This window comes from Microvirga calopogonii (genome assembly GCF_003347665.1).
Classification (GTDB): Bacteria; Pseudomonadota; Alphaproteobacteria; order Rhizobiales; family Beijerinckiaceae; genus Microvirga; species Microvirga calopogonii.
The window spans coordinates 155,302-176,404 of the sequence record NZ_QDGA01000004.1 but is presented as its reverse complement, the minus strand read 5'-3'; the positions used below and the strand labels follow the sequence as shown (position 1 = coordinate 176,404).

The window sequence follows — 21,103 nt, the reverse complement described above, 5'->3', positions numbered from 1 at the left end:
CATCGGCAACTTGTGAAGGAGAACGGGTCATGGGCATGAGCACCTGGAATGAGCCTGGCTATGCGTCTGGCAGCATCTTCGCCTGCCTGGCCCTGCTCCTGCCTTTCAGTGGAACGGCTCTCGCCCAGGACGATCCTTCGACTCCCCTGCGCATCGAGTTGAACAGGGTCGAGGCCGCGGGCGAAAACTGCAGAATCTATTTCCTCATCGACAACCAGAAGGGCGAGAGCTGGAAGTCCCTGAAGCTCGATCTGTTCGCGCTCGACACCGACGGCGTGGCGGCCAAGCGGCTCGCCGTGGAAGTCGGCCCGGTGCCGCGCCGCAAGACGCTGATCAAGCTGTTCGACTTTCCGGGCCTGTCCTGCCCGCGCGTCGGACGCGTCCTCCTCAACGACGTCCTGACATGCGAAGGAGCGGCAGCCTCGCGGGAGGATTGCCTGTCCGCCATCGAGACGGCCTCCAAGGTCGACGCCGTATCCTTCGCAAAGTGAGACCATCATCATGAACGAAATCATGCCCGCGACAGCGCATGACTTGTCCTTTCTCGGCCTGTTCCTGCAGGCCGATCCGATCGTCAAGGGCGTCATGATCCTGCTCGTCCTCGCGTCGCTCGGGTGCTGGACCATCGTGTTCGAGAAGCTCCTGCGCCTCGGGAAACTCCGCGGTCAGGCCCGCGCTTTCGAAGCAGCGGCGCGCGCGGGCGACAGGCTGTCTCCGCAGATGGCTGGTGCGACGGGCCGGATCGTCGCGGCCGGTCACGAGGCGTGGCGCGATCAGGATGCCTCCGAGAGCCGCGCCGAACGGCGGGAGCGCATCGAGCGCGCCATGCGGGCCGCGCTCTCAGCCGATATGCGTCAGCTTCAGGTCGGCCTGCCGTTTCTTGCCACCATCGGTTCGGCCGCGCCCTTCATCGGCCTGTTCGGCACGGTCTGGGGCATCATGAACTCGTTCTCCGCCATCGCGGCGAGCCAGGACACGAGCCTGTCCGTCGTCGCGCCCGGCATCGCGGAAGCCCTGTTCGCAACCGCCATCGGGCTTGTCGCCGCCATTCCGGCCGTGATCGCCTACAACAAGCTCACGACCGATCTCGGCCGCCTGCAGCAATCGTTTGCTGCCGGCATCACGGCGCTCGGCGACCGCCTGGCGCGCGACCGCAAGCTCCACGTTCGCGCAGAGGCGGCCGAATAATGGGCATGGGACCCATCCGGACGCCGGACACGGACGACGAGTTCGGGGCCGCGCCCCTGTCCGAGATCAACGTCACGCCGCTCGTGGACGTGATGCTCGTCCTGCTCATCATCTTCATGGTGGCCGCTCCCCTCATGACCGTAGGCGTGCCCGTGCAGCTGCCGAAGACGGCCGCACCGAAAGTCTCGCAGCCGAAGCAGCCCGTCGTGGTCACCATCGACGCGCAGGGCCAACCGTTCCTCGACAAGGAACCCCTCGCACCGGAGACCATGATGCCGCGCCTGCGGCAGCTGGCGAGCGCGGATGCGAGCCAGGTCGTGCTGGTCCGTGGCGACAAGGCCGTTCCCTATGGCCGCATCATCGAGATCATGGGGCAGATCAATGCCGCGGGCTTCAGCCGGGTCTCCCTGATCGCGCAGGCACCGGGCGGATCGACCGCGCCATAGATCCCGCAATCCATCGATGTCCGTTCAAAGCATAAGATCGCCCCAGGAGCCGAGCCGGCTCGGCATCGCCTTCGTCACGGCGCTCATCCTGCATGGCGCCGTGTTGACGGCGGTGACCTACTGGCCGTCCGACAAGGCCGACGCGCCCGGCGAGCAGGAGATCACCATCGACCTTGCTCCCGCCATGGAAGAACTCGTGTCCGCGGCACCGTCGCTCGAGCAGGTCCCGGACGTGCCGCCCGTCGAGGCAGAGCCTCAGCCGATCGAGTCGGAAACGGTGGAAGAGCAGCCTCCCGAGGAGATCGTCGAAGCCCGGCCTCAGGAAGCCATCGAAGCCGTGCCCGTCGAAGCGGTTCCGGTCGAACAGCAAACGGCTTCGACGGAAGCGGTCATCCTTCCGCCTCCCGAAACAGTGGTGGCCAAACCTCTCGAGGAGAAGCCTGCCCCCAAGCCTGAGAGAAAGCCTCCGCCGAAACCTGTGGAGCGCAAGCCCCCTCCGCGTCGGACGGTTGCCGAACCGAAACCGCTTCCGTCGGATGCGCGCCAAGGCCAGGCATCGGCCTCGCGCGAAGACATGGGCGGCCAGGCCGCCGCGGCCGATCCGACCGCGCGCAACCGCTATCTGGCGAGCCTCGTCGCGTCGCTGCGCAATCGCCTGCGTTATCCGGATGTCGCCCGCAGCCAGGGTGTGACAGGTGTTGCCACCGTGCGGTTCACCATGGACAGGTCGGGCCGCGTTGTCGGCGCGTCCCTCGTGCGGAGTGCAGGCCATGCAGCCCTGGATCAGGCTGCGCTTGCCGCGGCAAGCCCCGGATCCTCCCTGCCGCCGATCCCGGATTTCATTCCGCAATCGACGTTCACCGTGCCGCTACGCTTCAACCTTCGCTGAGCGCAAGCTCAGCCTTCGCGGCGAACTTGACGGTTACATTCTCAAGACTACCCTGTCCGTCAGCAGCTCAAATATCCGTCGGCAGCAGAAGACCGGCGGAATGGATTGCGCGGAATATTGGGGAGAAACGTCATGGCCGAAAGGCCAATGCCTTGATCCGTCATCTGTGTGCTACGGCCACAGGCAAGTCTCATTCCGGCAAGATCGTCGACGCACAGGCCACGCCATGAACACGCGCAAAACGCTCTACCAGTTCGGCTACCGCCGCTGTGCGGATCAGGATCGTCCCTCTCCCGCCCGTCATCGCGTGATCGTCGTCGGTGCAGGTCCCGTCGGTCTCTGCACGGCCATCGACTTGGCGCAGCGCGGCGTTCCCGTCGTGCTCCTCGACGATGCCGACCGGATCGGCGAAGGCTCACGCGGCATCTGCTATGCCAAGCGTACCCTGGAAATCCTCGACAGGCTCGGCGTCGCGAAGCCTTGCCTCGAGAGAGGCGTGACCTGGAAGCTCGGCAAGGTGTTCCAGCGCGACGAGCAGCTCTACGCCTTCGACCTGCTGCCCGAGGACGGGCACAAGATGCCGGCCTTCATCAACCTGCAGCAATATTATCTCGAACACACGCTCGTGGAGCGCGCCGCAGAACTGCCCCATCTTGAGATCCGCTGGCGCAATAAAGTGAGCGGCCTCAAGCGCCGCAACGACGGCGTGACGCTCACCGTTGAGACACCCGAAGGCTCTTACGATCTCGATGCCGACTGGGTGGTGGCGGCCGATGGCGCACGCTCTGCCCTGCGCGGAATGCTCGGGCTCGACTTCAAAGGCGAGGTTTTCGAGGATCGCTTTCTCATCGCGGACGTGAAGATGAAGGGCGATTTTCCGCCCGAGCGCTGGTTCTGGTTCGATCCGCCTTTCCACGACGGCCGCTCCGCCCTTCTCCACAAGCAGCCGGACGATGTCTGGCGCATCGACCTGCAGCTCGGCCCCGATGCGGATGCGAAGGCCGAGCAGGCACCGGAACGCGTGATCCCGCGCATCCGCCAGATGCTGGGGCACGACGCGTTCACGCTCGAATGGGTGTCGGTCTATACGTTCCAGTGCCGGCGCCTGGAGCGCTTTGCGCATGGTCGGGTGGTCTTTGCCGGCGACGCGGCGCATCAGGTTTCGCCCTTCGGGGCGCGCGGCGCCAATTCCGGCATTCAGGACGCGGAGAACCTCGCCTGGAAGCTCGCGCTCGTGATCAAGGGCGAAGCGCCCGAGAGCCTGATCGACACCTATGATGCCGAACGCTCGGCCGCCGCCGACGAGAATATCGGCCACTCTACCCGTTCGACGGATTTCATCGCACCGCGCTCGGCACAGGAATTGCGCTTCCGCAATGCGACCCTCGCCCTTGCGCGCCACGCGCCCTTCGCCAAGCGCATGGTGAATTCCGGCAGGCTGTCGATGCCGTCGACCTATGAGACATCGCTGTCGACGCCCGATGAGGACGATTGGTCGGGATCCGCGCGCCTCGGCGCGCCCGTGCCCGATGCCCCCATGCGCAAAGGCGACGGCCAGCCGATCTGGCTGCTCGAAGCGTTGGGCGGCGAGGAGACGCTCATCCACGTGCCCAACGGCAGCTCTCCACCGCCCGGGAAGCGCGTTCTCGTCATCGGACAGGATCTGCTCGACCAGGAAGGCTTCTTCGCCCGGCGCTTCGACGCGACACCCGGCAGCACCTACCTTGTCCGACCGGACCAGCACCTTGCGGCACGCTGGCGCCACGCGGCACCGGAAGCGATCGCGCGCGCGTCCCGCCGCATGAAGAACATGGACGGAGAACGGGCATGAGCGTCCTCGTCACCGAAAGCCGTTTCACCGATCCGGATCGCGCCTACCGGGCGTTGATCGAAGCGCATCGCGGATTGTCGGATGAACAGAGCGCCGCGCTCAACTCCTCCCTCGTGCTGATCCTCGCCAATCACATCGGCGATCAGGGCGTGCTTCAGGAAGCGCTTTCGCTCGCGAAGCAGAGTCTGGAGCAGACACAATCAACGCCGGAGTAGGACAGTTCCAGATCGGCTCTTCACTGATAGAACGTCCACAGAAGATTCTCGCTGAGTTCCTTCAGGGCCTCGACGGCATCGGGCCGCTCCCGCGCCACCGCAGCCACGATGGCGTCGGCGAGTGCGAAGGCCGCGGTCGGCGAGTTCGGCAGCAACCGGTTCCTCGCCGGAGCGAAGAGGGTGATGTCGGCGATGGGGACGAGGGGTGAGCTCGGCCCGTCTGTCAGGGCCATGACCGTCGCGCCTCGGTTCTTGGCGAGTTTCGCCAGATCGACAGTTCCCCGTGAATAACGCGGAAGAGAGATGGCCAGCACGAGATCGTCCGCCCCCACGTTCATCAGGTGCCTGACCGCCTTCTCGGCTCCGCCGCGGGACGACGCGAAGATCACGTTCGCATCGAGATAGAGCGTCAATCCTTCATCCAGGTGGGCCGCCACATGGTGGCTTGCTCCGGATCCGACGATGAAGATCCGGCGGGCGCGCAACAGAATGTCCATGGCGCGGGAGCAGGTTTCCTCGTCGACGGCCGCGAGGGTCTCGTCCAGATTGGCCGCCTGATCCTTGAGAGCCGTCACGAAGGTCGCGAAGGCGGAGCTTTTCGTGCTGTGGGCATCGGCGAAACTGTCGACAGGAGCCATGGCCAAACGCAGCGCCTCGGAGAGCGCAGCCCGGAACTCGCTGTAGCCGACGTAACCGAGAGCACGGACGAACCGGGTCACAGTCGCCGTGGAGGCGCCGCTGCGCTCCGCAAAACCCTCGATCGTCATCGTCGCCGTCTCGAGAGGATGCTGAAGCACGAAGTCCGCCGCGCGCCGGTGCGCTTCGCTGAGGGAGGCGTAAGCGACCGCGATGCGGTGGGCCAGATCCGTCGTCGGCTTCAGAACTTGAGACACGGGAACTCCGGACTGATTGACGTCAGGATATTTTCATGATTTTTAATTTGAGAAAATAAATCTGTCAAAAGGCAGCCACCAAGGGAACCGGAGAGATACTCGATGCGCCGTCCACTCATATTCGCCTTTGTCGCCAGCACCTGCCTGCTCAGCGCTCCCGCATGGGCTCAATCCCTCAAGATCGCGCTCAGCTCCGAGCCGACGGCGATCGACCCACACTACCACGATCTGACGCCGAACAATGCCCTCGCGGCTCACATCTTCGACGGATTGACCAAGCAGGACGAGAAGCAGAAAGTTCTGCCCAACCTTGCGACGTCCTGGGAGAACGATGGCCAGAATCGTTGGACCTTCAAGCTCCGTCAAGGCGTGACCTTCTCCAACGGCCAGCCCTTCACCGCGGACGACGTGATCTTCAGCTTCTGCCGCACCCTGAAGAACGAAACGGCGATTGCGGGCTCGTTTGCCGACATCACGGGCAACTTCACGGCTGTCGAGGCGCCCGATCCGCACACCATCGTCATCACCACCAAGGCGCCGGATCCCCTGCTGCCGAATTTCCTTTCCGGCCTCGCCATCCTGAGCTCGTCCATTCTTCCGCATGACAAGCTGACCTTCGATGTCGCGAAGAACTGCGGCGTCACCGGACAATGGCCCGTCGTCGGCGACTTCAACGACGGCAAGCTCACCATCGGCACCGGCCCCTACAAGTTCAAGAGCTACACCAAGGGGACGAGCGTCGAGCTCGAACGCAACGAAAAGTACTGGGGCCCGGCAGAGCCTTGGGCCAACGTGACCTTCGTCCCGGTCCCCAATGCCGGCCCGCGCCTCGCTGGCCTGCTCGCCGGCGATTACGACGTGATCGAGAACCCGGCTGCGCGCGACGTGGCCCGCATCAAGGACGACAAGCGCTTCGGCTACGTGATCACGCCGTCGACGCGCGTCATCTACTTCCAGCTCGACGTGGAGCGTGAGCCGAGCCCGTTCGTGAAGGCAGAGAACGGCAAGAACCCGTTGAAGGATCCGAAGGTGCGCAAGGCGATGTCGCTGGCCATCGACCGTGACGCCATCATCAAGCGCATCATGGACGGTGCGGCCGAGCCGGCCTATCAGTTCCTGCCCAACGGCATGTTCGGCGCGCTGGAGAACCCGCCGAAGCTCGCCTACGATCCGGCCGCGGCGAAGAAGCTCCTGGCGGAGGCCGGTTATCCCAACGGCTTCCAGATCACGCTCTCGACGACCAATGACCGCTACATCAACGACAGCCAGATCACGCAGGCCGTCGCGCAGTACCTCACCCAGGTCGGCATTCGCTCCGAAGTGGACGCGATGGCACGCGCCATCTACTTCCCGCGCCGCGCCAAGAAGGAATTCAGCGTCGCCCTCGGCGGCTGGGGCTCCACGAGCGGCGAGGCCTCGTCCTTCCTGAAGCAGTGGGCCGCAACGCCCGACGAAGCGAAGACCATCGGCGGCTCGAACTACGGCGGCTATGCCGATCCGGAATTCGACAAGTTGATCCGCACGGCGATCACCACCCTCGATGACGCCAAGCGGGCCGAGCTTCTCAAGCAGGCCGGAACCAAGGCCATCGAAGGCGGCGCGTTCATTCCGCTGCATTTCGAAAGCACGATCTGGGCCTACAAGGCGAACCTGAAATATGCCGGCCGCGCGGACCAGTTCACGATGGCCATGCAGGTCAAGCCCGCGAAGTAAGCAAGCCATGAACGAAGCCGCGAGCAGATCGGAACGCCTCACATGACGGCCTACATCCTGCAACGTCTGATCCAGAGCGTCCTGGTTCTGCTCGCGGTTTCCGTCGTGGTCTTCCTCGCCGTCTACGGCATCGGAGACCCGATCGAACTCCTGGTCCCGCCGCAGGTCAGCGCCGCAGAACGCATGGCCATGATCCAGCGGCTCGGGCTCGATCTGCCCGTGTGGCAGCAATATCTCGGCTTTCTGGGCAAAGCCCTGAAGGGCGATCTCGGTTTCTCCTTCGTCCATGGCGTTCCGGCGGTCGATCTGATCCTGGCGCGATTGCCGGCGACGTTCGAACTCGTCCTCCTGGCCATGAGCCTTGCCGCCATCGTCGGCATTCCGCTCGGTCTCCTGGCCGGCCTCAATCCCGAGAGCCGTCCCAGCCGCGCGATCATGGCCGGAACGATCCTCGGCTTCTCCCTTCCGAGCTTCTGGAAGGGCATGATGCTCATCCTGCTCTTCAGCGTCTTCCTCGGCTGGCTGCCGACGGCGGGACGCGGAGAAACGGTTTCCGTTTTCGGAATTCCGACAAGCCTGCTGACGCTCGATGGTCTCAAGCATCTCGCCCTGCCCGCGCTGAATCTCGCCATCCCGAACATGGCCCTGATGATCCGCCTCGTCGCGGCGGGAACGACGGAGGCGATGACGCAGGACTACGTCAAATATGCCCGCGCCAAGGGCGTGCGCCGCAAGCGCATCGTCGGGCGCCATGTGCTGCGCAACATCCTCATTCCCGTCGTAACGGTGGCCGGCATGGAATTCGGCAGTCTCGTGGCCTTCTCGACCATCACAGAGACCGTGTTCGCCTGGCCGGGCATGGGCAAGCTCCTCATCGACAGCATCTACCAGCTCGACCGTCCCGTCGTCGTCGCCTACGTGATGCTCGCAACGCTCCTCTTCGTCGCCGTGAATTTCCTCGTCGACATCCTCTACGCGGCGCTCGATCCCCGCGTGAAGCTGATGGGAGAAATGGCATGATCGCTTCGAAGACGGCGCCCGTGGCGGCCGATGCCGACACGGCGCTGCGCCACAAGGTTCTGCGCCGGATCAAGAGCCGCCCGACGACCCGCGGCGCAGTCATCCTCTTAGGAATCCTCCTGCTTCTCGCGCTGCTCGCGCCCTTCATCGCGCCGCAGAACCCGCACGACCTCGCGTCGCTGAGTGTGATGGACAACCGCCTGGAACCCGGCTCGCAGGGCATGACCGGCATCACCTACTGGCTCGGCACCGACGCGCAGGGCCGCGACATGCTCAGCGCCATCCTGTACGGGCTGCGGACCAGCCTGCTGGTCGGCCTGACATCCACCGCCGGCGCGCTCGCCATCGGCGTCCTCGCCGGACTCGTCGCGGCCCAGTTCGGCGGAGCCGTCGATGCAGCGATCATGCGCGTCGTCGACTTCATGCTCGGCTTCCCGTCGATCCTGATCGCCCTCGTGCTTCTCGCCTCGATCGGACGCGGCGTCGACAAGGTGATCATCGCCATCATCCTGGTGCAATGGGCGCAATATGCCCGCCTGATGCGCGCGGCCGCCCTCGTCGAGCGGCGCAAGGAGTATATCGGGGCAGCGGTCAATTTCGGCCTGCCGACGCGCCACATCATGCTGGCGCATCTCCTGCCGAACTCCATCAGCTCCGTCCTCGTCGTCTCGACGATCAGCATCGCGGGCGCGATCACGCTCGAAGCCACGCTGTCCTTCCTCGGCGTCGGCGTTCCGGTGACGCAGCCTTCCCTCGGGCTCCTGATCGCCAACGGGTTCGAGTTCCTGCTCTCGGGAGAATACTGGATCGCGGCCTTCCCGGGCATCGCCCTCGTGCTGCTGATCATGTCGCTCAACCTCGTGGGCGAGCGCCTGCGCCGCAGCTTCAATGTGAGGGGCCAATGACCTCCCCGTTGCTCGAAGTTCGTGGATTGAGAACGGTCTTCCACGATCTCGCAGGCGCATGGCCCGCCGTCGACGGCGTCGATCTCGTCGTGCAGCCCGGCGAGATCGTGGGTCTCGTGGGCGAGTCCGGCTCCGGGAAGTCGGTGACCGGCTTCTCCCTGGTCCAGTTGATCGATGCTCCCGGCGAGATCGTTTCCGGCGACGTCCTGTTCAAGGGAGAAGATTTGCGCCAGGCGCCCGAGGAACGCCTGCGCCATCTGCGCGGCGATCGCATCGCGATGATCTTCCAGGATCCGCTGATGACCCTCAATCCGGTCCTCACCATCGGCGAGCAGATGTGCGAGGCTATCCAGGAGCACCGCCCGTGCAGCATGCAGGAGGCCCTGGAAGAAGCGTCCCTTGCCTTGTCCCGGGTCGGCATCTCCTCGCCGCAAGCGCGATTGAAGCAGTATCCGCACGAGTTCTCGGGCGGCATGCGCCAGCGCGTGGCGATTGCCACCGCTCTCCTGAACAAGCCCGACCTGATCATCGCCGACGAGCCGACGACGGCGCTCGACGTCACGATCCAGAGCCAGATCCTGTTCGAGGTCCAGAAGCTCAGCCGGGAAACCGGCACGGCGGTGCTCTGGATCACGCACGATCTCGCCGTCGTCGCCGAGCTCGCCGACCGGGTCGCCGTCATGTATGCCGGACGGATCGTCGAGACGGGCACCGTCGACGACGTTCTCGACCGTCCCCGCCATCCCTACACGCTCGGCCTGCTCGGCTCCTCGGCCGCGACGGTCGCTCCCGGCGCGCGGCTGAGGCAGATCAACGGCGCCGCGCCCAGCATCGACGCGCGCCCGAGCGGATGCCCGTTCCGTCCGCGATGCGAGCGCGCCCTGCCCGTCTGTGCGCAGATCGATCCCCCGCCGCAGGTCATGAGCAACGGGCAGAGCTATCGCTGCCACAACCCCGTGCCCGAAGGCGTTGCCTCATGACCGAACCCTTCTTCGAGCTGCGCGGCGTCAAGAAATACTTTCGCGGCAAGGCGACCATCGCCCAGCGCATTCTCGCGACAATCGGGAGCGCGCCGCCGCCGCCCGTGCTGAAAGCGGTCGATGGCGTCGATCTCAGCGTGAAGCGCGGCGAGGTGCTTGGCCTGGTCGGTGAATCCGGCTGCGGCAAGTCCACGCTGGCGCGGGCCGCGACCGGCATCACCAAGCCGAGTGCCGGCGACATCATCTACGAGGGGCGGCGCGTGGCCGAACTGCGCGGCAAGGACCGGCTGGATTATCTCCTCAAGGTCCAGATGGTGTTCCAGGATCCCTATGCCTCGCTCAATCCGCGGATGCAGGTGTGCAACATCGTCGGAGAGGCCCTGCGGGTTCACGGCCTGCTGCCGAAGAGCGAGATCGACGCAGCCGTCGACAAGGCTCTGACCGAAGTCGGCCTCGATCTCGCCTACCGCAACCGCTATCCGCATCAGTTTTCCGGCGGACAGCGCCAGCGCATCGGCATCGCCCGCGCGCTCGCAGTCAAGCCCGGCTTCCTGGTCTGCGACGAGCCGGTCTCCGCGCTGGACGTGTCGATCCAGGCCCAGGTCATCAACCTGTTCATGGACATTCGCGAGAAGCACGGGCTGACCTATCTGTTCGTCAGCCACGACCTCGGAGTCGTCCGGCACATCAGCGACCGCGTCGCGATCATGTATCTCGGGCGCATCGTCGAGATCGGGCCGGCCTCCGCCGTCTTCGCGGAACCGGCCCATCCCTACAGCGCCGCACTCATCTCAGCGAGCCCTTCCACGGAGCGGCGCAAGCGCGCGTTCCAGCCGCTCAAGGGCGAGTTGCCCTCTCCCCTGGCGCCGCCCAGCGGCTGCCCTTTCCACCCGCGCTGCGAGCACGCGATGGCGAAATGCCGTGACGTTCGCCCTGTCCTGAAAGAGATCGCCCCCGGACGCAGCGCCGCCTGCCATCTGCACAATTCGGATCACACATGACGACAACCACGCTTACCCCTGAGATCGGCCGCAGCACGCTTCCCTTCATCGACCCGCATCACCCTGACAGGCCGATCGAGGTGAACTTCTATCGCCCATCGGGCCATGGCCCTGACGATCCGGTCGTCATCGTCCAGCACGGCATGCTTCGCAACGGCGACGAGTACCGGGATTTCTGGATTCCCGCCGCTGAGAAGCATCGGATCCTAATTGCCGCGCCGACCTTTTCGGACGCGTCTTTTCCAGGCGCGGAATCGTACAACAATGGCTTGGTCATCGAGGACGGCGGAAGCGTGCGTCCTGTCGAGAAGTGGCTCTATTCCATCCCGGAACGCGTCCTGGCTGCCCTGCAGAAAGGCGGCGTGACGCGTCGTCCGAAGGCCCGTCTCTTCGGCCACTCGGCCGGGGGACAGTTCGCGCACCGGATGCTCGCAACCCAGGATCATGGATCGTTCGAGGCCGTCATCGCAGGCAATCCGGGCTGGTACACCTTGCCGACCTTGGAGCGCAGCTTCCCTGAAGGACTCGGCGGCCTCGGCTTCGACGAAACCAGCCTGGCGCGCTGGTTCGCTTATCCGATGCACATTTTCGCAGGCGATCAGGACATCAGCACCGACGATCCGAACCTGCCGGCTCAGGCGGAGGCCCTGAGACAGGGACCGCATCGTTACGGGCGCGCGCAGTTCGTCTACGATTTCGCGCGCCGGGAAGCCGAACGCCTCGGGTTTCCCTTCCGGTGGAAATTGATCCGCGTCGAAGGCGTGGGCCATGATGGCGCCGCCATGTCGCGCGCGGCCGCCGCCTACTGGTTCGAGGGGCGCATTCCACCAGCCGACGAGCTGATCACCGCCGAAGTGGGCGCCTTGTAAAGCGCGACCGTTCACGACCGATTCTGGAGCAAGACATGAACGTCCGAAACGAGATCTGGCAGCATGTGGATGCTGCAAAGAGCCGCCTCATCGCCTTGAGCGACCGTATCTGGGGGATGCCGGAGGTCTGCTACACCGAAGTGCGCTCGGCTGCCGAGCATGCCGCGGAACTGCGTCACCAGGGCTTTCGCGTCACGGAGGGTGTCGCCGGTATTCCCACCGCCGTCATCGGCGAAGCCGGCGAAGGCGGCCCGGTCATCGCATTCCTCGGTGAGTACGACGCCCTTCCGGGACTCAGCCAGGAATCCGGTGTCGCGGAGCATCGCCCCATCGAGCCCGGCGGCCATGGACACGGATGCGGGCACAATCTCCTCGGATCGGGCGCGATGCTCGCCGCCGTCGCGTTGAAGAACTGGCTTGCGGAGAAGGGCATTCCAGGCCGCGTCCGGTACTATGGCTGCCCGGCCGAGGAAGGTGGCGCGGCCAAGGCCTTCATGGTGCGCGCCGGCGCCTTCGACGACGCCGACATCGCAATATCATGGCATCCCTACAGCTTCTGGGAGGTCGCGCCTGCGCTGTCGCTGGCCAACACGCGCGCCGACTTCGCCTTCAGGGGCCGCGCGGCTCACGCGGCTGCATCGCCTCATCTGGGGCGCAGCGCGCTCGACGCCGTCGAGCTGATGAATGTGGGCGTGAACTACATGCGCGAACATATGCCCTCGGACGCGCGCGTGCATTACGCCTTGCTCGATACGGGCGGCATCGCGCCGAACGTGGTGCAGGCCTATGCCCGCGTGCGCTACTCGATCCGCGCCATGGACCTTCAGGGCATGCTCGACCTCGTCGAGCGCGTGCACAAGATCGCGCAGGGAGCCGCCCTCATGACGGAGACCAGCGTCGAGATGCGGATCGTCAGCGCCGTTTCGAACACGCTTGGGAACACGCCGCTGGAACATGCCCTGCACAACGCCATGGAGGAGCTCGGAGCACCCCCGTTCGACGATGCCGATCGGGATTTTGCACGCAAGATCCGCGCGACGCTCTCGGACCAGGAGATCGCATCCGTCTACAAAGCCATCGGCCAGCCCAAGACCGATGCTCCTCTCGCCGATTTCCTGACGCCGCTCGACTCGCCGCGGAAGCCGATGATCGGTTCGACCGATATCGGCGACGTGAGCTGGGTGGTGCCCACTGTTCAGGCGCACGCGCCGACGGTGGCAATCGGTACGCCGTTTCACACCTGGCAGGTCGTAGCCCAGGGCAAGATGCCGGCCGCGCACAAGGCGATGGTGCATGTCGCCAAGGCCATGGCCGCAACCGGCATGGCAGCGATCACCGATCCGTCCCTGATTGCCGCCGCCAAAGCCGACCTTGCGGAGAGGACGCGGGAAACCCCGTATGTGAGCCCGCTTCATGAAGGCGTCGAGCCGCCGTTGGACATGTCGCGCAACTGAAGCATCGAACGCAAAAGCGGGAACCTGTTTTGCGTGTAAAGATGCGAGGAACCAAAAACTGAGAGCATCGGACGTGCGGTCGAGTTCACGTCCGATGCGCTAGCAGGAACGGCAGGATCCGCTTCTGCGGAATTGGAAAAGCGGAGACCGACCTCAGCCGGCCGGTTCACTCCGCTCCACCGGCCTTTCGCCAAGCAAGGATCACCGCCAAGGGATTGGGCTTCGCTTCACCGACCCGGTGAAGCGTGTTTCGGTCCTGATGGGCAAAAGGCACGTCCCGGCCATGCACCAGCAACTCGGTGTCGGTCACGTAGCTCCAGCTGCCGTCCGGATGGAAGGTGATCGTGATCTTGTAGCTGTCCGTGCGAAACGCCTGCTCCAGAAAGGTTGTCGAGCAGATCCCATATTCGGTCTGCCCGCGGGTTGCCGTCACGACGATCTCGTCGGCATCGGGTTTCGCATGGCCTGCCGCGATGGCCACCTGCCCGCGCGGGATGGCGACCGTCTGCATGACGAGGCCGGTAGCCGGCTCCCATAGCCAGTAGCCGACCTGATCATGAAAAGTGATGTCCTCTTCCTCGGTCGTGATGTGGATGTGGTAGCGCAGGCCGTAGAGCAGTTGCGGCCCATTCGCCTGTGGGTCGATGGCCTGGAAGTCGATGTTCTCGATGAACACGCGCCGCTCCGGACCCTCGGCCTTGGGGTTGAGGTCCACGCCCTTGCGCGCGCGCCAGCGCCCCGCCAGGCGTCGCAGCGGGCCCAGATTGTTCAGCGTTTCCGGATCGACGTTGCCGGGCTCGGTGAAGACGTCCGTGAGGGCATTCTTCGGCGAAGGCATCATGGCGCAACCTTCCGTTTGCAGGAGGAGGGACAAGCATACACCACGCGGATGCGTCGCCATGTGCAGCAGCACCCCGCGATGGCACGATCAAGGAAGCATCATAATTCCGCGAACGTGATTGCCAATAACCGCCACACCGGCATCCGGTTGGCTCAGACGACCTCTTCGGCGCCGCCTTTCAGCGTCACCGGGATCATGAGGTAGCGCACGCCATTGGCCTCGGCGGGCGGGAACTTGCCGGCGCGGATATTGGTCTGGATCGAGGGCAGAAGGAGGCGCGGCGCCGCGAGCTTGGCGTCCCGGGCCTGGCGCATGGCAACGAACGCGTCCTCCGTGACGCCGTCCTTCAGGTGCACGTTGTTCCGCTCCTCGGCGACCGTGGTCTCCCACGCATAGGTGTCGCGGCCCGGTGCCTTGTAGTCGTGGCACATGAACAGGCGCGTCTCGACCGGAAGCGCAAGAAGCCGCTTGATCGAGCGGTAGAGCTTGTGCGCGTCGCCGCCTGGAAAGTCGGCCCGCGCCGTGCCGTAATCCGGCATGAACATCGTGTCGCCGACGAACACCGCGTCCGCGATCTTGTATGCAACGTCGGCCGGCGTATGGCCGGGCGTATGCAGCACCTCCACGTTGAGTTCGCCGATCCTGAAGCGCTCGCCGTCCTTGAACAGGTGGTCGAAGTCGCGGCCGCTGGTGTCCAGGTCCGTGGCGTTGAAGATCGGACGGAAGATCCGCTGCACCTCGGTGATGTGTTCACCGATGCCGATCTTCGCTCCCGTCCGGGCCTTGATGTAGGGCGCGCCGGACAGGTGGTCGGCATGGGCGTGTGTCTCGAGGGCCCACTCGATCGTGTAGCACGCCTCCTCGGCCGCCTTCAGCATCGCCTCGACGGAGCGCGTGTCGACCGTGCCGGAGTTATGATCGTAGTCAAAGACCGGATCGATGATCACTGCTTTCCTGGTTGCCGGATCGGCCACGAGATAGCTCACGGTATAGGTGGGCTCGTCGAAGAACGCCCGGATGACGGGTTGGCCTGACATGATCTGAACCTCCTCGATGGCCTGTCGCGCTATTGCTATTGACAATATATAAGATGTATCTAAATAAGCAACATCTAATTTAACCACTGCTGGAACGGCTCCCTATCGCCCGTATCAGGGCAAGGACCTGGTGCCGGCTCAGGCGAACCAATGACGTTATCGCTTTTCCAAAGCGCCCTCGGATTGGCCTCAGGGTCACTCGTCGGCTTTACGCTCGGCCTCGTCGGCGGAGGTGGGTCGATCCTGGCCGTGCCGCTGCTGGTCTACCTGGTAGGTGTCACGAACCCGCATGTGGCGATCGGCACCAGCGCCGTGGCGGTTGCGGCCAATGCGGCCATCAATCTCGGCACCCATGCCCGCGCGAGAAACCTGAAATGGCGTTGTGCCCTGGTGTTCACCGTTGCGGGCATCATCGGTGCCCTCGGTGGCTCGAGCCTCGGCAAGATGGTCGACGGTCAGAAGCTTCTTGCCCTGTTCGCCGTGCTGATGATGGTGGTCGGCGTCCTGATGCTGCGCAGGCGCTCCGGCGAGGGCGACGAGAGCGTTCGGCTCGGCCGGGAGAACTTTTTCAAGCTGGTCGGTATCGGCTTGGCAACAGGTGCCCTTTCGGGCTTCTTCGGCATCGGCGGTGGATTCCTGATCGTGCCGGGGCTGATCCTGGCGACCGGAATGCCGATCCTCTATGCGGTCGGCTCTTCGCTGCTGGCAGTGACCGGCTTCGGCCTGACCACCGCGGCGAACTACGCCGTCTCGGGTCTAGTCGACTAGCCCTTGGCTGCCTTGTTCATCGGCGGCGGCATCCTCGGCGGGCTGCTTGGCGCGAGCCTGGCGTCGAGGCTCGCCGTCAGGAAAGGAGCACTCGACACCGTCTTCGCCGGGCTGATCTTCGTGGTCGCCATCTACATGCTGGTCCGGAGCCTCAACCTGGTGTGAGGCTCAAGGAACGTCATCGGTAGCTCTCAGACAAACAGGAGACGATCCATGCCATTCGCCAAGCTTAACGATAAGCTCTCGGTTGCGCCTCAGCTGAACCCTGAGGATCTGCAGGACGCCGCCGCTGCGGGCTTCCGGTCCATCATCAACAACCGCCCGGACGGCGAAGCCCCGGACCAGCCCTCGAGCGACACCCTTGCGGCGGCCGCGCAACGCCTGGGCCTCACCTACCGGCACATCCCGGTCATTCCCGGCAAGGTCTCGGCCGACCAGGTCGAGGCCTTCGAGGAAGCCCTGGCGGCGACCGCCGGCCCGACGCTCGCCTTCTGCCGGACCGGCACCCGGTCGACCAGCCTTTGGGCACTCGCCTCGGCCCGTCACCTTGCGCCTGATGTCGTTCTACGGACGGCAGCGGCGGCCGGATACAATCTGGAGGCCCTGCGCCCTCAGATCGAGGCAGCCGCCCGGAAACGTTAGAGGCTGGCGATCCCGATTTGAACAGTGCTGTCACCTGACTCAATCGGGATCACGGGCCCGAGGCCGGTGATGACGTGACGGCGCTGACTGCGCCTTCGATTCAGCTCTCAGAGACACCGTCATGAGGAGCAGGTCGTTTCCGGCGCATGGCGGGTGAGGTGGCGATCCGGCCGATGGTGAAGAAAGGTGTCGCTACGAAGGCCTGAGCACCGCTCTGAATGACCCGGCGGCGGACGCGGCTAAGGCACGCAAGGAACGCGCCTGCCTCCGGCAGCCCCGAGTCCTTGACTCACATCAATGCTTTCCCATATTTCAGTAAATTCTGAAATTTCGGAACCAACATGAATCTCCCTCCTCTCGTCCAGACCTTCGTGCTTCATTTCGGCGAAATGGGCTCCCGCTGGGGCATCAACCGCACCGTCGGCCAGATCTACGCCCTGCTGTATCTCTCCAAGGAGCCGCTGAACGCCGAGGACGTCGTCGAGCGGCTTGGCGTCTCCCGCTCCAATGTCAGCATGGGGCTTAAGGAACTCCAAGCCTGGAACCTCGTGCGGCTGCAGCACAAGCCCGGCGACCGGCGCGACTACTTCGCGACGCCCGACGACATCTGGCAGATCGTCCGCACCTTGGTGGAAGAGCGCAAGAAGCGCGAGATCGACCCGACCATGACGCTCCTGCGCGAGGTGCTCATGCAGGAACCCGCGAGCGCCGAGGAGCGCCATGCTCAGGAGCGCATGCGCGAGATGCACGACCTCTTCGAGCTCCTGACCGGCTGGTACGCCGATGTGCAGCGGCTCGATACCGAGCGTCTCGTCCAGCTCCTGACGCTCGGCTCAAAGGTCCAGAAGATCCTAGAGATGAAGGACCGTCTCTTCGTCGTGCCCGGATCGAGGAAGAGCCGCCGCGAAGAGCCCAAGGAAAAGTAAAAAAATGTTCGACCAGTTCGACGCGCTGCTCCTGGCGCGGTTCCAGTTCGCGTTCACCGTTTCCTTCCACTTCATCTTCCCCTCCTTCTCCATCGGGCTTGCGAGCTATCTCGCCGTGCTGGAAGGGCTGTGGCTCTGGACCGGGCGCGACGTCTACCTCAACCTGTTCAAGTACTGGCTCAAGATCTTCGCCCTGGCGTTCGCCATGGGCGTGGTGTCGGGCATCGTCATGTCCTACCAGTTCGGCACCAACTGGGCCGTGTTCTCCGACAAGGCAGGACCTGTCATCGGCCCGCTGATGGCCTATGAGGTCATGACCGCCTTCTTCCTGGAGGCGGGGTTCCTCGGCATCGCGCTGTTCGGCATGGGACGGGTGGGTCGCAAGCTGCACTTTGCCGCCACGCTTGCGGTTGCGGTCGGCACCTTCATCTCGGCCTTCTGGATCCTGTCCGCCAATTCCTGGATGCAGACGCCGGTCGGCTACGCCATCAACGAGGCCGGACAGTTCGTTCCGGAGGATTGGTGGGCGATCATCTTCAACCCGTCCTTCCCCTATCGCCTCGTCCACACGGTCTTCGCCGCCTACCTCACCACCGCCCTGGTGGTCGGCGGTGTCGGCGCCTGGCATCTGCTGCGCGAGCGCACCAACAAGGGCGCCCGGGTGATGTTCTCCATGGCCCTGGGCATGGTGACCGTCGTGGCACCGCTCCAGATCCTCGCCGGGGATATGCACGGCCTCAACACCCTCGAGCACCAGCCCGCCAAGGTCATGGCCATGGAAGGCCACTTCCAGAGTCATCCCGAGGGCGCGCCTCTGATCCTGTTCGGCATTCCCGACCAGGAGGCTGGCACGGTGCGCAACGCCATCGAGATCCCGAAAGCCTCCTCGCTCATCCTCAAGCATGACCCGAACGCGCCCTTGAACGGGCTCGACACCATCGACCGCGCCGACTGGCCCTACGTGCCGGTGGTGTTCTGGTCGTTCCGCATCATGGTGGCCTTGGGGTTCGCAATGCTGGGTCTCGGGGCGCTCAGCCTTTTCGCCCGCTGGCGCGGCCGGCTCTACGACTGGCGTCTGCTGCACCGGCTGGCGCTGCTGATGGGACCTTCCGGCTTCATGGCCGTCATCGCCGGCTGGGTCACGACCGAGGTCGGCCGCCAACCCTTCACCGTCTACGGCCTGCTCAGGACCGCCGTCTCGGCCTCGCCGCTCGAGGCCCCGGCCGTGGCGGCCTCGCTGCTCACCTTCATCGTGGTCTACTTCATCGTGTTCGGCGCCGGCACCGGATACATCCTCAAGCTCATGGGCAAGCCGCCGCATCCGGGCGAGACCGGGCCCGAAGCCGGGCGCGATCCGATCCGAACCGCCGGCATCACTCCGGCTCCGGCCATCAACCCGACCCGCACCCTCGGCGCGGAGGCGTAAACCATGATCTCACTCCTCGACCTTCCCACCCTCTGGGCCTTCGTCATCGCGTTCGCGGTCTTCGCCTATGTGGTGATGGACGGGTTCGACCTCGGCATCGGCATCCTGTTCCCGTTCTTCAGTCCGGGACCAGAGCGCGACAGCGCCATGAACTCGGTCGCGCCGGTCTGGGACGGCAACGAGACCTGGCTCGTGCTCGGCGGCGGTGGCCTGATGGCGGCTTTCCCGCTGGCCTATGCCATCATCCTGCCCGCGCTCTACGCACCGATCATCGCGATGGTGCTGGCGCTGATCTTCCGCGGCGTCGCCTTCGAGTTCCGCTGGCGCGACCCCGGCCATCGCCGCTACTGGGACTTCGCCTTCACGACGGGCTCGGTGATGGCGACACTGGCGCAAGGCATCACGCTCGGGGCGCTCCTCCAGGGCATCGCGGTCGAGGGTCGCTCCTACGCCGGCGGCTGGTGGGACTGGCTCACGCCGTTCAGCCTGCTGGTCGGCGTCAGCCTCGTCATCGGCTATGCCCTGCTTGGCGCGACCTGGCTGGTGATGAAGACCGAAGGCTCCGTCCAGGACCACAGCTTCCGCCTTGCCGGCAAGCTCGCGATCGGCCTGATCGTCTGCATCGGTCTCGTGAGTGCGGCGACGCCGTTTCTGAGCGGCGCCTATTACGAGCGCTGGTTCGCCTGGCCCCAGGTCCTGTTCACCGCCCAGGTGCCGCTGCTCGTCGGCCTCTGCTCAGGGGCGTTGGTGGTGAGCCTGCTGCGCCGCTCGGAATACTGGCCGTTCCTGCTGACGCTGGGGCTGTTCGCCCTCTGCCTCGTCGGGCTGGGCATCAGCATGTTTCCGCACGTCGTGCCGAACGCCGTCACCATCCACGACGCCGCGGCGCCGCATGCCAGTCTTCAGTTCATGCTGGTGGGCGCGAGCGTTCTGATCCCGATCATCCTCGCCTATACCGGGTATGCCTACTGGGTGTTCCGCGGCAAGACGGGGCACGAGGGATATCACTGATGGGCAATAATCTCGAACAGGGCTCCGCTCTCAGGCAATGGCTGTGGTTCGCCGGCCTCTGGGCCGCCGGCGTCGGCACGACCGGAGCCGTCAGTCTGGTCCTCAGGGCCTGGCTGACCTGATCATCGGTGAACATGCCGGCCGCACTACCACTCAACCATCCACCTGCGCGGTTTCGCGGCGGAAGGCAGCCCGCGGCCAATCGGCGGGCGCGAGGCGGAAGAGCGCCATGCCGACGATCATGGCAGCGACGAAGACGAAGACCTGCCACGGACCGAAGGTCAGCCCGACCAGGGCCGGGCCTGGGCAGAGGCCGACGAGGCCCCAGCCGACTCCGAACAGGGCCGCCCCGCCGATGAGCCGCGGATCGAGATCGCGCCGGGTCGGGATCTCGAGGCGCGGCGCCAGCACAGGCACGCCGCGTCGCCTGGCGATGAGGGTGCCCAACGCCGAGACCGCGACGGCACCGCCCATGACCAGGGCGAGGCTCGGGTCCCAGCGGCCGAAGATGTCGAGGAAACCGAGCACCTTGGCCGGGTTGACCATCTGCGAAACGATCAGTCCGAGACCGAACAGCAGGCCGGACGCAAAGGCGGACAGGATCAGGGGCATGGCTTACGTCCCGATGACGTGACGGGCGAGGAAGACCGTGGTGATGGCAGCGGCCATGAACACGAGCGTCGCCACCATGGAACGCGGCGAGCCCCGGCCGATGCCGCAGACGCCGTGGCCGCTGGTGCAGCCCGCCCCCAGACGCGTGCCGAACCCGACGGTCAACCCTGCCACGATCAGCAGAGGCATGGATGCGTCGAGCCTGACGGACGGCAACGTGCCGCCCGCCATGACATAGACGGGAGCGGACACGAGCATCCCGGCCAGGAAGGCGAGACGCCAGCCGACTTGACCGCGCTCGGGTGGGATCAGGCCGCCAAGGATGCCGCTGATGCCCGCGATCCGCCCATTCAGCACCAGGAACAAGGCGGCCGATGTGCCGATCAGCAGGCCGCCGATCAACGCGGACGAGGGTGTGAAGTTGTCCATGACTGCC

The 21,103-nt window shown here is 65.1% G+C and carries 23 protein-coding genes and 1 pseudogene; 19 read left to right on the top strand and 5 right to left on the bottom strand.

From position 1 onward, the window contains the following. The first annotated feature begins 29 nt into the window (after positions 1-29). From DDF70_RS06550 to DDF70_RS06525, 6 genes are all read left to right on the top strand, one after another. Positions 30-491 (top strand): Tat pathway signal protein, encoded by a 462-nt coding sequence (locus DDF70_RS06550; protein WP_114944057.1) that lies wholly within the window; start codon positions 30-32, stop codon positions 489-491. 10 nt (positions 492-501) lie between these two features. Beyond that, the gene (locus tag DDF70_RS06545; protein ID WP_114944056.1) at positions 502-1,188 is read left to right on the top strand and encodes a MotA/TolQ/ExbB proton channel family protein; all 687 of its coding nucleotides are present in this window, start codon (positions 502-504) and stop codon (positions 1,186-1,188) included. After that, a complete protein-coding gene (gene tolR / locus DDF70_RS06540; protein WP_114944055.1) occupies positions 1,188-1,634 on the top strand; it encodes a protein TolR in 447 nt (148 codons plus the stop codon). The genes DDF70_RS06545 and tolR overlap by 1 nt, the downstream gene beginning before the upstream one ends. A gap of 16 nt (positions 1,635-1,650) precedes the next feature. Continuing rightward, a complete protein-coding gene (locus DDF70_RS06535) occupies positions 1,651-2,523 on the top strand; it encodes an energy transducer TonB family protein (RefSeq protein ID WP_114944054.1) in 873 nt (290 codons plus the stop codon). Between the two features lie 226 nt (positions 2,524-2,749). Beyond that, complete coding sequence (locus DDF70_RS06530; protein WP_114944053.1) at positions 2,750-4,354, top strand: FAD-dependent oxidoreductase; 1,605 nt, start codon at positions 2,750-2,752, stop codon at positions 4,352-4,354. After that, the gene (locus DDF70_RS06525; RefSeq protein ID WP_114944052.1) at positions 4,351-4,569 is read left to right on the top strand and encodes a DUF2783 domain-containing protein; all 219 of its coding nucleotides are present in this window, start codon (positions 4,351-4,353) and stop codon (positions 4,567-4,569) included. The genes DDF70_RS06530 and DDF70_RS06525 overlap by 4 nt, the downstream gene beginning before the upstream one ends. Positions 4,570-4,589: 20 nt before the next feature. Here DDF70_RS06525 and DDF70_RS06520 read toward each other — a convergent pair whose 3' ends face one another. Further along, positions 4,590-5,462: a MurR/RpiR family transcriptional regulator gene (locus DDF70_RS06520; RefSeq protein WP_114944051.1), complete on the bottom strand. Its 873-nt coding sequence runs from the start codon at positions 5,460-5,462 to the stop codon at positions 4,590-4,592. Positions 5,463-5,564: 102 nt separating this feature from the next. Between DDF70_RS06520 and DDF70_RS06515 the strand changes: the two genes are divergently transcribed. Genes DDF70_RS06515 through DDF70_RS06485 form a run of 7 tightly spaced genes read left to right on the top strand, consistent with a single transcriptional unit; the run spans position 5,565 to position 13,404 of the window. After that, positions 5,565-7,175: an ABC transporter substrate-binding protein gene (locus DDF70_RS06515; protein WP_114944050.1), complete on the top strand. Its 1,611-nt coding sequence runs from the start codon at positions 5,565-5,567 to the stop codon at positions 7,173-7,175. A 42-nt stretch (positions 7,176-7,217) separates the two neighbouring features. Next, positions 7,218-8,195: an ABC transporter permease gene (locus DDF70_RS06510; RefSeq protein ID WP_114944049.1), complete on the top strand. Its 978-nt coding sequence runs from the start codon at positions 7,218-7,220 to the stop codon at positions 8,193-8,195. Continuing rightward, entirely contained in the window at positions 8,192-9,100 is a 909-nt protein-coding gene (locus DDF70_RS06505; protein WP_114944048.1) for an ABC transporter permease, read from the top strand. Before DDF70_RS06510 ends, DDF70_RS06505 begins: the two co-directional genes overlap by 4 nt. Then, on the top strand, positions 9,097-10,080 hold the full coding sequence (locus tag DDF70_RS06500) for an ABC transporter ATP-binding protein (protein ID WP_114944047.1): 984 nt from the start codon (positions 9,097-9,099) through the stop codon (positions 10,078-10,080). Before DDF70_RS06505 ends, DDF70_RS06500 begins: the two co-directional genes overlap by 4 nt. Beyond that, positions 10,077-11,081, top strand: coding sequence for an ABC transporter ATP-binding protein (locus DDF70_RS06495; RefSeq protein ID WP_114944046.1), 1,005 nt, complete (start codon positions 10,077-10,079; stop codon positions 11,079-11,081). The genes DDF70_RS06500 and DDF70_RS06495 overlap by 4 nt, the downstream gene beginning before the upstream one ends. Then, positions 11,078-11,950, top strand: a complete 873-nt coding sequence (locus DDF70_RS06490) for an alpha/beta hydrolase (RefSeq protein ID WP_114944045.1) — start codon at positions 11,078-11,080, stop codon at positions 11,948-11,950. The genes DDF70_RS06495 and DDF70_RS06490 overlap by 4 nt, the downstream gene beginning before the upstream one ends. A gap of 35 nt (positions 11,951-11,985) precedes the next feature. Then, positions 11,986-13,404 (top strand): M20 family metallopeptidase, encoded by a 1,419-nt coding sequence (locus tag DDF70_RS06485; protein ID WP_114944044.1) that lies wholly within the window; start codon positions 11,986-11,988, stop codon positions 13,402-13,404. A 166-nt stretch (positions 13,405-13,570) separates the two neighbouring features. On the opposite strand, the gene DDF70_RS06480 is transcribed toward DDF70_RS06485, so the two are convergent. Together DDF70_RS06480 and DDF70_RS06475 are read right to left on the bottom strand one after the other, a co-directional pair. Beyond that, positions 13,571-14,245 carry an FABP family protein gene (locus DDF70_RS06480; RefSeq protein ID WP_114944043.1) on the bottom strand — a complete coding sequence of 225 codons (675 nt, stop codon included), beginning with the start codon at positions 14,243-14,245 and terminating at the stop codon, positions 13,571-13,573. A gap of 152 nt (positions 14,246-14,397) precedes the next feature. After that, positions 14,398-15,282 (bottom strand): MBL fold metallo-hydrolase, encoded by an 885-nt coding sequence (locus DDF70_RS06475; protein ID WP_114944042.1) that lies wholly within the window; start codon positions 15,280-15,282, stop codon positions 14,398-14,400. 150 nt (positions 15,283-15,432) lie between these two features. On the opposite strand from DDF70_RS06475, the pseudogene DDF70_RS06470 reads away from it, so the two are divergent. From DDF70_RS06470 to DDF70_RS37435, 6 genes and pseudogenes are all read left to right on the top strand, one after another. Beyond that, a pseudogene (locus tag DDF70_RS06470) lies at positions 15,433-16,215 on the top strand (sulfite exporter TauE/SafE family protein). Between the two features lie 48 nt (positions 16,216-16,263). Beyond that, the gene (locus tag DDF70_RS06465) at positions 16,264-16,692 is read left to right on the top strand and encodes a protein tyrosine phosphatase family protein (RefSeq protein WP_114944041.1); all 429 of its coding nucleotides are present in this window, start codon (positions 16,264-16,266) and stop codon (positions 16,690-16,692) included. A gap of 341 nt (positions 16,693-17,033) precedes the next feature. Continuing rightward, positions 17,034-17,618, top strand: coding sequence for a GbsR/MarR family transcriptional regulator (locus DDF70_RS06460; RefSeq protein WP_114944040.1), 585 nt, complete (start codon positions 17,034-17,036; stop codon positions 17,616-17,618). A 4-nt stretch (positions 17,619-17,622) separates the two neighbouring features. Next, positions 17,623-19,044 (top strand): cytochrome ubiquinol oxidase subunit I, encoded by a 1,422-nt coding sequence (locus tag DDF70_RS06455; RefSeq protein WP_114944039.1) that lies wholly within the window; start codon positions 17,623-17,625, stop codon positions 19,042-19,044. 3 nt (positions 19,045-19,047) lie between these two features. Next, entirely contained in the window at positions 19,048-20,055 is a 1,008-nt protein-coding gene (gene cydB, locus DDF70_RS06450; RefSeq protein ID WP_114944038.1) for a cytochrome d ubiquinol oxidase subunit II, read from the top strand. After that, positions 20,055-20,177, top strand: coding sequence for a DUF2474 domain-containing protein (locus DDF70_RS37435; protein ID WP_205772401.1), 123 nt, complete (start codon positions 20,055-20,057; stop codon positions 20,175-20,177). Before cydB ends, DDF70_RS37435 begins: the two co-directional genes overlap by 1 nt. Positions 20,178-20,208: 31 nt before the next feature. On the opposite strand, the gene DDF70_RS06445 is transcribed toward DDF70_RS37435, so the two are convergent. Next, positions 20,209-20,667 (bottom strand): DUF6691 family protein, encoded by a 459-nt coding sequence (locus DDF70_RS06445; RefSeq protein ID WP_114944037.1) that lies wholly within the window; start codon positions 20,665-20,667, stop codon positions 20,209-20,211. Between the two features lie 3 nt (positions 20,668-20,670). Beyond that, positions 20,671-21,096: a YeeE/YedE family protein gene (locus DDF70_RS06440; protein ID WP_114944036.1), complete on the bottom strand. Its 426-nt coding sequence runs from the start codon at positions 21,094-21,096 to the stop codon at positions 20,671-20,673. Positions 21,097-21,103 lie beyond the last annotated feature (7 nt).